This is a genomic window from Streptomyces sp. NPDC001536 (genome assembly GCF_042894505.1).
In the GTDB taxonomy this organism is placed as follows: domain Bacteria; phylum Actinomycetota; class Actinomycetes; order Streptomycetales; family Streptomycetaceae; genus Streptomyces.
Map to the genome: position 1 here is coordinate 205,531 of NZ_JBIAVQ010000005.1, position 12,289 is coordinate 217,819.

Genomic DNA, 12,289 nt, shown 5'->3' on the forward strand with positions numbered 1-12,289 from the left:
CGGGGCGGCCGGGACCCTCGTCAGCGACGGGTCCCGGCCGCACTCCGGTTCAGAACTTCATCTCCTGCCACTCCTGCGGTGCCTTGCGGATCTGTTCCAGGAGATCGTGAAAAAGGGTCCGGTCGAGGAGCAGGCCGTTGAACTCCAGCGGCACCCGCAGGTTGTTGATCACAGCCGTTGGTGTGCCCGGCCCCTCTGGTTCCGCGGTTCCTCCGTACAGCTCGTAGGCCTTCTGGGACGCCGTCACGAACGCGCGGTACTTCATCGTCTTCACCGCGGAGTCGAAGGCGGGACCGCGCAACCCCTCGACCCGACCGGCCAGTTCGAGCAGATAGGCGTCGGTGAAGCCGTCGACGGTCTCCTCCGGCTGGTTGGCGTAGAGCACTTGGTGGTACTCGGCGAACCTGCCTTCCTCCAGCGCGGCCCGCAGCGCGTTGACCGCCTTCTTGGAGCCGGTGCCGCCCACACGGTCGTCGAGGAACGACGCGAGGGTGTACTCGGTCCTCGTCTCCCGCCGGATCGTGGCCTGGCGCAGTTCCGGGCCGCCGCCGGTGCTCTCGAACTCCTCGCAGTACGGGCAGCGCGGATCCTCGTACAGGTGGACCGTGACGGGGGCCTTGGGGTCGCCGACCACGATCCTGATCCCGTCCGCGGCCAGTTCCTCGGGTACGTCTCCCAGGCTTGAGTAGGCGGCCGCGGCCGCCTGGTTCGTCTTCGCCGTCTCCGGCTCGGCGGGCTCGTGCCGCTGCCCGCATCCGGTGAGCGCCACCCCCAGCAAGGCCGCCGTCATCGCCGCGGCGAACCGTCCCCCACGCATCCTGTGCACCTCTTGCAACCCCCTGAATTCAGGGGGACTTTAAGACATGACACGAGGGAGACGCACCGGCTTTCAGGAGCCGTGCGGACCTGGGCCGTACGGATTGCCCTGGTTGTACGGATTCCCGGTCGGCGGCCCATACGGATTGCCGTACGGATTGCCGTACGGGTTGCCCTGCGGCGACGCATGGGGCGGCGTGGCCGGCGGCATGGGCGGGGGCGGCGGGACGAAACGCGGCTGAGCGGCCGGATGGGCCGCCAGACGGATGCCGTAGCGCTGGTCCAGGCGCCGCATCTCCAGGAGGGCGATGCCTGTGACCGTGAGGGGCGCGCCCAGGATGAACAGAACGCCCATCCCGAGGCTGAGTCCGTGCAGGTCGCCCGTGAGGAGGTCGGGGAGGGCCATCAGCCAGGACGTGACCGTGGCGAGCAGCGGCGGCAGGCAGCGGTGCACACCCGCGGTGCCGAAGAAGTTCGCCCCGACGTGCCAGGCCCCGCGGGCCACGAAACCGATCAGCCAGAGCACGAGCGGGCCGAGGACGAGGATGAAGAACCCCGCGCCGCCCGCCGTCTGGAGCAGCACGACGGTGAGCACGATCGTCCCCACGAAGAGCAGCAGCAGCTTCAGCGAGTTGAACAGCGAGGGCTTCAGTCCGCTCACCGAGCCGCGCCGCCGCCACACGAAGAGCATGACGCCGACCGTCAGCGGTGTGATGAAGAGCAGGACGACGGACGCCGTCAGCATGTTCTCCAGCATCTCGTCGAAGGCGAAGCCGCCCTCGACGAAGGTGTACACACCGATCGCCGCGACCGTCCCGGCGATGAGACGGATCTTCTTCAGCTGCTCCACCGCCGGGTCGATGGACTCCGGTATCCACGCCGGGTGGAAGACGGCGCGTGCCGCGTACTTCGGTTTCCAGAGCGACCCCGCCGTCAGCGCGCCGCCCGTCCAACTTCCTTGTGAACCAGCCACCTTGCACTCCCCCGAGCCATGGCTTTCATGATCGCCGGGGAGTCTACGGGAAGCGGACGGCTCCGCGCCGCCCGCTTTCCGCGATCTGCGGTCACGAACGGCCGCGCAGCTCCCGGTACTTGGCCACCAGTGCCTTGGTCGACTCGTCGAGGCCCGGAACGTCCGCGCCCTCGGTCAGTGCGGGTTCCACGCGCTTGGCGAGGACCTTGCCGAGCTCGACTCCCCACTGGTCGAAGGAGTCGATGTTCCAGACGGCTCCCTGCACGAACACCTTGTGCTCGTACAGCGCGACGAGCTGTCCGAGCACCGACGGCGTCAGCTCGCGCGCGAGGATCGTCGTGGTCGGGTGGTTGCCCTGGAACGTCTTGTGGGCGACCAGCTCCTCGGCCACGCCCTCGGCCCGCACCTCGTCCGGCGTCTTGCCGAAGGCGAGCGCCTGCGTCTGCGCGAAGAAGTTCGCCATCAGCAGGTCGTGCTGCGCCTTCAGTCCGTCGCTCAACTCGGCCACCGGCTCGGCGAAGCCGATGAAGTCCGCCGGGATCAGCTTCGTGCCCTGATGGATCAACTGGTAGTACGCGTGCTGCCCGTTCGTCCCCGGCGTCCCCCACACCACGGGCCCGGTCTGCCACTCCACCGGCACCCCGTCCCGGCCCACGTACTTGCCGTTGGACTCCATGTCCAGCTGCTGGAGGTACGCCGTGAACCTGGACAGATAGTGGCTGTAGGGCAGCACCGCATGCGACTGGGCGTCATGGAAGTTGCCGTACCAGATCCCCAACAGCCCCAGGAGCAGCGGCACGTTGGACTCGGCGGGCGCGGTCCTGAAGTGCTCGTCGACGAGCCGGAAGCCGTCGAGCATCTCCCGGAAGCGGTCCGGGCCGATGGCGATCATCAGGGACAGCCCGATCGCGGAGTCGTACGAGTACCGACCGCCGACCCAGTCCCAGAACTCGAACATGTTGGCCGTGTCGATGCCGAAGCCGGAGACCTTCTCGGCGTTCGTCGACAGCGCCACGAAGTGCTTGGCGACGGCGGCCTCGTCACCGAGCGCGTCCAGCAGCCACTCGCGCGCCGAAGTGGCGTTGGTGATCGTCTCGATCGTGGTGAAGGTCTTGGAGGCGATGATGAACAGCGTCTCCGCCGGGTCCAGGTCGCGGGTCGCCTCGTGCAGGTCGGCGCCGTCCACATTGGACACGAAGCGGACCGTGAGGTCGCGGTCGGTGAAGCCGCGCAGCACCTCGTAGGCCATCGCCGGGCCGAGGTCGGAGCCGCCGATGCCGATGTTGACGACGTTCCTGATGCGCCTGCCGGTGTGCCCCTTCCACTCTCCGGAGCGGACCCGCTCGGCGAAGCCGGCCATCTTGTCGAGGACCGCGTGCACCCCCGGCACGACGTTCTCCCCGTCCACCTCCACCACCGCGTCCCGGGCCGCCCGCAGCGCGGTGTGCAGGACGGCCCTGTCCTCGGTCGTGTTGATCTTCTCGCCGCGGAACATGGCGTCCCGCAGCCCGAAGACATCGGTGGCGGCGGCCAGCTCGCGCAGCAGCCGCAGCGTCTCGTCGGTGACGAGGTGCTTGGAGTAGTCGACGTGCAGGTCCCCGACCTGGAGCGTGTACCCGGCGCCGCGGTCCGGATCGGCGGCGAACAGCTCACGCAGCCGCACCTCGCCGAGCTCCTCGCGGTGCTTGGCCAGGGCGGTCCACTCGGGTGTCTGGTTGAGCCTCGTACGGCCGTCTGCGTTCATGTCCGACTTCAGCCTTCTTTCGTGCCTGTCCCAGCTGGTCCAACCTAATTGATCAGCGCGTGACATGAGCTGTCGCGGCGCCGTCCTGCGATGCAACATCAGGTACGTCCGGCTTGAGCGCAGGTGTCAACGAGGCGACGGAGAGAACGAAGAAGCCGGCCGCGAGCAGCGCCGGGGTGCCCCGCCCCCAGGCCGTGGCGGCGACACCGCCGAGGAGCGCGCCCAGCGGCGCCCCGGCGACCGCCAGGGTCCGGAAGGCCGCGCTGACCCGGCCCAGCATCTCGGCGGGGCTGCGCTGCTGCATCAGGGTCGTGGTGTTGACGTTCCACACCATCCCCATCAGCCCGAACACGGCCATCGCGACCACCATCGCGACCAGGCTGCGCAGCGTCCCCATCACGGCGAGCGCGCCGATCTGCACGATCCCGGCGAGCAGGACCGCCCGCACCCGCCCGGTGCGGGAGACCAGCCGGCGGTTGAGCGCTCCCCCGGCCAGGGAGCCGACGGTGTAGGCGGTCGTCGCCGCCGCGAACCCGGCGTGCCCCGCGCCGATCCAGTCGGTCACCAGTAGGACCAGGGTGGCGATGAGCGCGCCCACGCCGACATTGCACAGGGCCGTGGCCGCGCACAGCCCGCGCAGGGCACGGTCCCCGGCCAGGGTGCGCAGCCCCTGCGCTATCTCCCGGCGCAGGGTGCTGCCCGCCGGTCTCGGCTTCCGCTCGGGCGCACCGGTCCGCAGGGAGGCCACCAGCGCCGCCGCCACCAGGAAGGTCGCCGCGTCGGCCACGAAGGGCACGGGGGCGCCGACCACCAGCAGCAGGGGCACGACGGGGGCGCCGAGCAGACCGCCGGCGATCCTCTGCCCGGTCATCAGACGGGCGTTCGCGCTGCCGAGTGCCTCGTCGTCCACCAGAGCGGGCAGCAGAGCGGTGGACGCGTTGTCGAAGAGTGTCTGGAGCGTGGTCAGGGCGAAGGCCAGCGCGATCAGCAGGGCGATGGAGGCCTGCCCGAGCGCCACGGCGACCGCGAAACAGGCGACCAGCAGCCCCCGTAGCGCATCCACCGTCCACATCGCGCGTCGCTGGTCCACCCGGTCGGCGACGGCTCCGCCGAGCAGCCCGAAGACGATCCAGGGCAGATAGCCGCAGGCGGTGACCGCCGCTATGGCCAGCGGCTCGTCGGTCAGGGTGGCGGCCAGCAGGGGCAGCGCCGCCGTACGCAGCGCGTCTCCGAAGCTGGAGAGCACGGCGGCACTCCACAGCCGCCCGAAACCCCCACGCCACGCGGGCACACGCACACCCGCAGCCTCGACCGTCACCACAGCTTCCCCCTCACGATGTGCACACGTTGCAGCGATGCACACACCGTAGAGGTCACCACTGACAACGCGGTGGGCCTGTGGACGACGTGAGAACAGCTCCGGCCAGGCACCTCTCGGTGCCCGGCCGGCTGTCAATTCCTAGATCTCGCCCCGCAGTTTGGCGAGCGCCTCGGCGAGGATCGCCTCGCCGTCCGCGTCGCTGCGACGCTCCCGTACATACGCGAGGTGCGTCTTGTACGGTTCGGTGCGCGGCGGGTCCGGCGGGTTGTCCCGGTCCTGTCCGGCGGGGAAGCCGCAGCGCGGGCAGTCCCAGGTTTCGGGAACCTGCGCGTCGCTGGCGAAGCTGGGCTGCGTCTCGTGCCCGTTGGAGCACCAGAAGGAGATGCGCAGCCGGGGCGCGGACTCGCCACGCTCGGCCTCGCCCATCGGCCCCGCCCCGACCCGGCTTCCTCGGATCGCGTTGCCACTTGCCACGGTCGTAACTCCCTGCGTGATGGTGCCGCGAAGCGAGTCGGCGTTTTCGCTTCGTTGCGAGCGCCTCAGTCTACGTAAGGCCCAACGCGCGTCCAGTGATTGGAGTTACAGCCCCCACACCTAGACGCAAGCCCCATGATAGGCCGCGCTCAGGTGCGCGTACCGAACATGGGGCCTTACGTACGGATTGTGCGTGCCGGTCAGTTGTTCACCTTCATCAGAAGGCCGAGCACGATGATGCACGCGAACCACAGCAGACCGACCACGATGGTGATCCGGTCGAGGTTGCGCTCGGCGACCGAGGAGCCGCCGACGGAGGACTGCATGCCGCCACCGAACATGTCGGACAGGCCGCCGCCCTTGCCCTTGTGCATGAGCACCAGCAGCATCATCAGGCCGCTGAAGACGATCAGGGCGATCGAGAACCCCATAACCACGGCTGGACCAACTTCCTCGGATCTGGATGGACGACAGGGGCACAGCCACTGGGCTGTGCCCCCGCAAGGGTACGACGTTCCACGCTTAGCGCATACTCACTGGTCGCGGAAGCGCACGATCTTGACGAACTCGTCGGCATCGAGCGACGCACCGCCCACGAGCGCACCGTCGATGTCGGCCTGCGCCATGATCTCGGCGACATTGCCGGACTTCACGGAGCCGCCGTACTGGATACGGACCTGGTCGGCCAGCTCCTGGGTGTAGAGCTCGGCGATCTTGCCGCGGATGGCGGCGCAGACCTCCTGGGCGTCCTCGGCGCCGCAGACCTTGCCGGTGCCGATGGCCCAGACGGGCTCGTAGGCGATCACGACGGACTCGGCCTGCTCGGCCGGGAGGTCCTTCAGACCGCCCTCGACCTGGGCGAGGGTGTGGGAGACGTGGTTGCCCGCCTCGCGGACGTCCAGCTCCTCGCCGACGCACAGGATCGGGGTCAGGCCGTGCTTGAAGGCGGCCTTGACCTTGGCGTTGACGATCTCGTCGGTCTCGGCGTGGTACTGGCGGCGCTCGGAGTGGCCGATCGCCACGTACGTGCACTTCAGCTTGGCGAGCATGGCGCCGGAGATCTCGCCGGTGTAGGCGCCGGAGTCCTGCGCGGAGATGTCCTGGGCGCCGTACTTGATCTTGAGCTTGTCGCCGTCGACCAGGGTCTGCACGGAGCGCAGATCGGTGAAGGGCGGCAGGACGGCGACCTCGACGGCCTCGTAGTCCTTGTCGGCCAGGGCGAAAGCGAGCTTCTGGACGTGCGCGATGGCCTCGAGGTGGTTGAGGTTCATCTTCCAGTTGCCCGCCATGATCGGCGTGCGAGTGGTCATGCGGGGTCAGTCCTCCAGTGCGGCGAGGCCGGGGAGCGTCTTGCCCTCGAGGTATTCGAGGGAGGCGCCGCCGCCGGTCGAGATGTGGCCGAATGCGTTCTCGTCGAAGCCCAGGATGCGGACGGCCGCGGCGGAGTCGCCACCGCCGACGACCGTGAAGGCCGGGGAGTCGAGGAGGGCCTGGGCGACCGCCTTGGTGCCCTCGGCGAATTCGGGGTGCTCGAAGACGCCCATCGGGCCGTTCCAGAAGACGGTGGCGGCGTCGGTGATCTTCGAGGCGTACAGCTTGTCGGACTCCGGCCCGATGTCCAGGCCCATGCGGTCGGCCGGGATGGCGTCCGCGGCGACGGTGGTGGAGCCGGCCGCGGCCTTGGTCTTCAGGTCCGGGAACGCGGGAGCGACCACGGCGTCGACGGGCAGCACCAGCTCGACGCCGGTCTTCTCCGCGCGCTCGATGTACTCAAGGACGGCCGGGATCTGGTCCTCCTGGAGGAGCGACGCGCCGACCTCGTGGCCCTTGGCCTTGAGGAAGGTGTACGCCATGCCGCCGCCGATGAGGATGCGGTCGGCCTTGCCGAGCAGCTCGTCGATGACGGCGAGCTTGTCGGAGACCTTGGCACCGCCGAGGGCGACCACGTAGGGGCGCTGCACGTCGTCCGTGAGCTTCTTCAGGACGCCGACCTCGGTGGCGATGAGGTAGCCGGCGTAGTGCGGCAGGCGGGCCGGGAGGTCGAAGACCGAGGCGTGCTTGCGGTGCACCGCGCCGAAGCCGTCGCCCACGTACACGTCGGCGAGGGCGGCGAGCTGGCCGGCGAAGGCGCCGCGCTCGGCGTCGTCCTTGGAGGTCTCGCCGGCGTTGAAGCGCAGGTTCTCCACGACCGCGACCTGTCCGTCGGCGAGGCCGGCGACGGTGGCCGTGGCGGACTCGCCGACGGTGTCGGTCGCGAAGGCCACGTCGGCGCCGAGGAGTTCACCGAGGCGGGCGGCGGCGGGAGCGAGGGAGAAGGCCGGGTCCGGGGCGCCCTTGGGGCGGCCCAGGTGCGAGGCGACGACCACGCGGGCGCCGGCCTCGGCCAGCGCCTTGACGGTGGGCAGCACGGCGCGGATACGGCCGTCGTCGGTGATGGTGGTGCCGTCCAGCGGCACGTTCAGGTCGGCGCGGACGAAGACCCGCTTGCCTGCGACGCCTTCGGCGAGAAGTTCGTCGATCGTCTTCATTGAGAGGGCTCCCGAGAGGACTGGTGGTGCTCGTGATCCTAAGAGGGCTGGTCTGTACGTGAGTCAGGGCCCGAGCGGCGCGTCCTTGCGCCGCCCGAGCCCTGCTCTCACATCAACGTGCCTGCTCTGTCGGTCAGAGCTGGTTGCCGACGAAGACCGTGAGGTCGACGAGTCGGTTGGAGTAACCCCACTCGTTGTCGTACCAGCCGAGGATCTTCACCGACTTGCCCTCCTGGACCATGGTCAGGGAGGAGTCGAAGGTGCAGGAGGCCGGGTCGCTCACGATGTCCGAGGACACGATCGGGTCCTCGGTGTAGACGAGGATGCCCTTGAGGTCGCCGTCGTCGGCGGCCTTCTTGAACGCGGCGTTGACCTCGTCCTTGGTGACCTCGCGCTGGAGCTCCACGACCAGGTCGGTGGCCGAGCCGGTCGGGACCGGGACGCGCATCGCGATGCCGTCGAGCTTGCCCTTGAGCTGCGGGAGGACCAGGGCGGTGGCCTTGGCGGCACCCGTCGTGGTCGGGATGATGTTCTCGGCGGCGGCGCGGGCGCGGCGCAGGTCCGAGTGCGGGAAGTCCAGGATGCGCTGGTCGTTGGTGTACGCGTGGACCGTCGTCATCAGGCCCTTGACGATGCCGAAGTTCTCGTCCAGAACCTTGGCCATCGGCGCCACACAGTTGGTGGTGCAGGAGGCGTTGGAGATGACGTGGTGGTTGGCCGCGTCGTACTTGTCCTGGTTGACGCCCATCACGATGGTGATGTCCTCGTCCTTGGCCGGAGCCGAGATGAGGACCTTCTTGGCGCCGCCGGCGATGTGCTTCTCGGCGTCGGCCTTCTTCGTGAAGATGCCGGTCGACTCGATGACGATGTCGACGCCCAGTTGGCCCCACGGGATGTCGGCGGGGTTGCGCTCGGAGAGCACCTTGATGGTGTGGCCGTCGACCGTGATGGTGTCGGCGGTGTGCGAGACCTCGGCCTTGAGGCGGCCCAGGATGGTGTCGTACTTCAGCAGGTGGGCGGTGGTCGCGGTGTCACCCAGGTCGTTGACAGCCACGATCTCGATGTCAGCACCCTGCTCCAGCAGTGCGCGGAAGTAGTTGCGACCAATACGACCGAAGCCGTTGATGCCTACGCGGATCGTCACGAACCGATCTCCTCGTTGGTACGCCGGCTATGCGGTGCCGGCGAGCTCTGTTTGGGATGTCCCCGACCGCCTACGACCCTACCTCCCGGAAGCTCCCGCAGTGACATCGAGATGCCGCATACACGGGCAGGCGGTCCGTACCCGCCAGTAGGGGTACGGACCGCCCGGGTCGCAAGGCCCTGTCGCTCGAATTGGTTACGGAGAGTCAGTCACCGTTGACCGGCGTGTTCACCTTCCGAGAGCCGCGAGCGCCTTGCCGAGCAGGGTCGTACGGTCGGCCGCCGCGGTGACGTGCTCCAGGCCGAAGCCGAGCAGCACGGTGTCGTCCGTGGTGACCGCGCCGTACGTCTTGAACAGCTCTCCGGCGAGTCCCCAGTCCTTGACGACCGCCGGGCTGCCCGCGGGCGGTCCGGGGACGCTCCAGGCGCCCAGCGACGTCTCGAAGCCCTCGGTCTCGACGGCGTTGCCGCCGATCACCACGGACGCGTTGTCGACGAGGACGCCGCGGCCGCCGGATCCGGGGTCGGTGATGTAGCCGAGGGAGATCTCGACCTTCTTGCCGGCGTACGCGGAGAGGTCGAAGGAGACCTCCTGCCAGCCGGCCGACGCCCCGGTGAAGCTGTTCCACTGGCCGCTGGTGCCGGTGGCCGTGCAGCCGCCGTCGCCGAGGGTCAGATACCGCTTGAGTGCGGGATGGGCCGCGATGAAGTACCCGGCGTCGCACTCCGCGGGCACCGCGGTGCTGGTCCTGCCGTTCTTCTCCGGGAGCGTGGTCCAGTCGTCGGCCCCGGCCGTGTGGGCCTCCAGCACCGCGTGGTCGTAGCCCTCCTCGGTGCTCCACAGCAGCCGGGTGCTGAAGGTGGGTGCCTGGGCGGCGGTCACCGAGGTGAGGTCGATGGTGCGGGTGAGGCGGTTCCAGGCGTAGTCGCTGTGGGTGACGGCCGCCATGGAGGCGCCTGCGTAGGGCCCGTACGGGTTGACCGTGCCGGGGTAGGTGGCGCCGCCCGCGCTCGCGAACTGCGGGAACGTGGCCACCGGCAGGGTGTCCGAGGTGACGCTGAACGACCCTGCCGTGTCGAGCGGGTTGCCCGGGGCCGCGCCGAGCGCACCGGCGGCTCCGGCGAGTCTGCCGACGCCCTGGAAGGCGGTGGCTCCCGGCAGGGACGTACGGGTGAAGGCGCCCAGGTAGTACTGGCTGAAGTCGTTCGACAGGGTGCCGCCGCCGAGGTCCACGTTGCCGCCGGCCCGCTCGCCCGCCTCGACCAGCTTGCCGCCCTCGTTGAGGTAGGCCCGCAGCTGGAGCTGGGTGGCGTTGCCCGGGACGCTCGCGCCGGTGTAGTGGACGACGGTCCTGAAGTGGTCCAGGACGCCGAGCGCGTCGGGCGCGCCCTGGGCGGCGACGTCCCAGACGATCGCCTTGCGGCCGTTGGCCTTCAGGGCGTCGACGTAGGTCTGCGCCTGTGTGGCGGCCGCGCCCTCCTCGGCGACCACGAGCACGTCCGCGCGCGGCCGTTGGGCGACCGTGTATGTGAAGTGCTCGCTGGAGGTGCGCTTTCCGTCGCGCGTCTCGCCGGTGAACCACACCTCGACCTTGTCGCCCGGATCGCCGTCGGCGACCTTGGCGCGGTACTCGTCGAAGTAGAGGTTGTCCTCACCGCCGAAGGTCTCGCCGCCCTTCCAGGCTTTGAGCGCCATGTCCTGCGTACGGCCGCCGTTGACGCGGTACTTGAGCTCCTTGTCGCGCACGGACTTGCGGGCGACGACGGAGACTTCCTGGTCCGCGCCGCGCGAGTAGGACGTGGCGAACGTCTTCGGGGTGAAGTCGGCGGCCTTCAGGCCGAGCGAGGACTTCGGCTGGTCGGGCCGGCCCGCGGACTCGGCGACGGAGAGCGCGAACGGGATGTTCTTCTCGAACTCCTGCTGGATCAGCTTCTCGTCGTCCGGGAAGTTGAAGACCGACCGGCAGTCGGCCGCGTTCCACTGGTCGTCGGGGTAGAGGTTCGACACGGTCTGGCAGGTCGACATCTCGGGGGTGTACATCGCCAGGCCGTTGACGTTCGACGCGTGGCCGTCCGCCTCGCCGTTGGTGGTGTACAGCTCCGAGGAGACCTGCGGCCGGTAGCCGGGGATCGCGGAGTTGTCCGGGGTGCCGGCGAGCGACTTGTAGAGGACGTCGTCCGGCGTGTCGGTGGCCACCTGCCAGCCGACGCCGTAGAGGAGGAGTTCGGCGGCGGAGTGGTAGTTGATGCCGTACGTGAAGCCGATCCGCTTCTGGAAGGCGTCGATGGCCTTCGTCTCGGGCTCGGAGCCCGGGCCCGTGCCGCGGTAGGTCTCGCTGGTGGGGGTGGGCGACGAACCCTCGTTGTCGTAGCCCCACTTGTAGGAGAAGTTGCGGTTGAGGTCGACGCCGTCACCGATGGCGATGGTGCCGTCGGCGTTGTTGTCCCGCAGGTTCTTGCGCCACAGGCGGGAGTTGTCGCCCTGGAAGGTGTAGTCGTAGCCGTCGGGGTTGGCCGAGATGACGAACCACAACTCGGTCGAGTCGACGATCTTCTTGATGCGCTTGTCGGACTTGTAGTTGTCGACGTAGTGGTGGAGCAGCCGCCTGGTCATCTCCGGCGTGATCCACTCGCGCGCGTGCTGGTTGGACATGTACAGCACGGCGGGCTTGGCGCCGTCCTTGGTCTTCTTCGCGTTCTTGGTGAGCTTGAGCGCGAGGATGTCCTGGCCGTTGACGGTCTTGCCGATGGAGACGACCTTGGTGAGGCCGGGGTTCTCCTGGCCGGTGCGGAGGATCTCCTCCTTGATGTTCCCGGCCCCGCTGTACGGGCGGAACACCCCGTCGGCGGCCGCCTCGACGCGCTGCTCGGCCTTGGCGGAGAGGGTGTGCTCGGTGAGGTCGACGCCCTGCTTCTCGAGCTTGTCCGCCTGTTGGTCGCTGAGGTAGACCTCGACGGTCGCGGTGCCCTTGGCGGGTACCTGCTCGCTCAGTTCGTGTCCGTCCTGCCCGGCCGCCAGCAGCAGGGGTACCTGCCGGCTGGTGACCTCGGCCCGGAAGACCTTGATCTCGTCGGAATCGGGAGAGCCCGCGCTCTCCGCGGCCTGGGCGATGGGGGCGATGCCCGCTCCGCCCAGAAGGAGTGCGCCAACAGCGAGGATCGGTCTCGCTCTTCGTCTCATGTGCCCCCCTTGCAGTGGTCCGCCACAGCAGCGAACAGATGCCAGGCTCATGACAGTTCATGATCCAGTCAAGGGGGCCTCAAGGACGGACAAACGCCGGTGCCGACAC

At 68.9% G+C, this 12,289-nt stretch carries 10 protein-coding genes; all 10 read right to left on the minus strand.

Going from position 1 to position 12,289, the window contains the following annotated elements; translation table 11 throughout:
* Nucleotides 1-49: 49 nt before the first annotated feature.
* Nucleotides 50-817, minus strand: a complete 768-nt coding sequence (locus ACFY0U_RS16430; RefSeq protein WP_388635732.1) for a DsbA family protein — start codon at nt 815-817, stop codon at nt 50-52.
* A gap of 72 nt (nt 818-889) precedes the next feature.
* Nucleotides 890-1,789 carry a hypothetical protein gene (locus tag ACFY0U_RS16435; protein ID WP_388635734.1) on the minus strand — a complete coding sequence of 300 codons (900 nt, stop codon included), beginning with the start codon at nt 1,787-1,789 and terminating at the stop codon, nt 890-892.
* Between the two features lie 91 nt (nt 1,790-1,880).
* Nucleotides 1,881-3,533 carry a glucose-6-phosphate isomerase gene (pgi, locus tag ACFY0U_RS16440; protein WP_388635736.1) on the minus strand — a complete coding sequence of 551 codons (1,653 nt, stop codon included), beginning with the start codon at nt 3,531-3,533 and terminating at the stop codon, nt 1,881-1,883.
* A 52-nt stretch (nt 3,534-3,585) separates the two neighbouring features.
* Nucleotides 3,586-4,854, minus strand: coding sequence for an MFS transporter (locus ACFY0U_RS16445; protein ID WP_388635738.1), 1,269 nt, complete (start codon nt 4,852-4,854; stop codon nt 3,586-3,588).
* Between the two features lie 138 nt (nt 4,855-4,992).
* Nucleotides 4,993-5,328: an RNA polymerase-binding protein RbpA gene (locus ACFY0U_RS16450; RefSeq protein ID WP_003976875.1), complete on the minus strand. Its 336-nt coding sequence runs from the start codon at nt 5,326-5,328 to the stop codon at nt 4,993-4,995.
* A 200-nt stretch (nt 5,329-5,528) separates the two neighbouring features.
* Entirely contained in the window at nt 5,529-5,759 is a 231-nt protein-coding gene (secG, locus tag ACFY0U_RS16455) for a preprotein translocase subunit SecG (protein WP_046261782.1), read from the minus strand.
* 102 nt (nt 5,760-5,861) lie between these two features.
* On the minus strand, nt 5,862-6,638 hold the full coding sequence (tpiA, locus tag ACFY0U_RS16460; protein WP_388635740.1) for a triose-phosphate isomerase: 777 nt from the start codon (nt 6,636-6,638) through the stop codon (nt 5,862-5,864).
* Nucleotides 6,639-6,644: 6 nt separating this feature from the next.
* Nucleotides 6,645-7,856 carry a phosphoglycerate kinase gene (locus ACFY0U_RS16465; RefSeq protein WP_388635742.1) on the minus strand — a complete coding sequence of 404 codons (1,212 nt, stop codon included), beginning with the start codon at nt 7,854-7,856 and terminating at the stop codon, nt 6,645-6,647.
* A gap of 133 nt (nt 7,857-7,989) precedes the next feature.
* Complete coding sequence (gene gap / locus ACFY0U_RS16470; RefSeq protein WP_361488049.1) at nt 7,990-9,000, minus strand: type I glyceraldehyde-3-phosphate dehydrogenase; 1,011 nt, start codon at nt 8,998-9,000, stop codon at nt 7,990-7,992.
* Between the two features lie 228 nt (nt 9,001-9,228).
* Nucleotides 9,229-12,180 (minus strand): M14 family zinc carboxypeptidase, encoded by a 2,952-nt coding sequence (locus ACFY0U_RS16475; protein WP_388635745.1) that lies wholly within the window; start codon nt 12,178-12,180, stop codon nt 9,229-9,231.
* Nucleotides 12,181-12,289 lie beyond the last annotated feature (109 nt).

Bases quoted from the DNA above. Each gene is read 5' to 3' on its own strand.
- ACFY0U_RS16475 (WP_388635745.1), bottom strand. From the start codon at position 12,180: ATGAGACGAAGAGCGAGACCGATCCTCGCTGTTGGCGCACTCCTTCTG.
- pgi (WP_388635736.1), bottom strand. From the start codon at position 3,533: ATGAACGCAGACGGCCGTACGAGGCTCAACCAGACACCCGAGTGGACC.
- secG (WP_046261782.1), bottom strand. From the start codon at position 5,759: ATGGGGTTCTCGATCGCCCTGATCGTCTTCAGCGGCCTGATGATGCTG.
- ACFY0U_RS16430 (WP_388635732.1), bottom strand. From the start codon at position 817: ATGCGTGGGGGACGGTTCGCCGCGGCGATGACGGCGGCCTTGCTGGGG.
- tpiA (WP_388635740.1), bottom strand. From the start codon at position 6,638: ATGACCACTCGCACGCCGATCATGGCGGGCAACTGGAAGATGAACCTC.
- ACFY0U_RS16465 (WP_388635742.1), bottom strand. From the start codon at position 7,856: ATGAAGACGATCGACGAACTTCTCGCCGAAGGCGTCGCAGGCAAGCGG.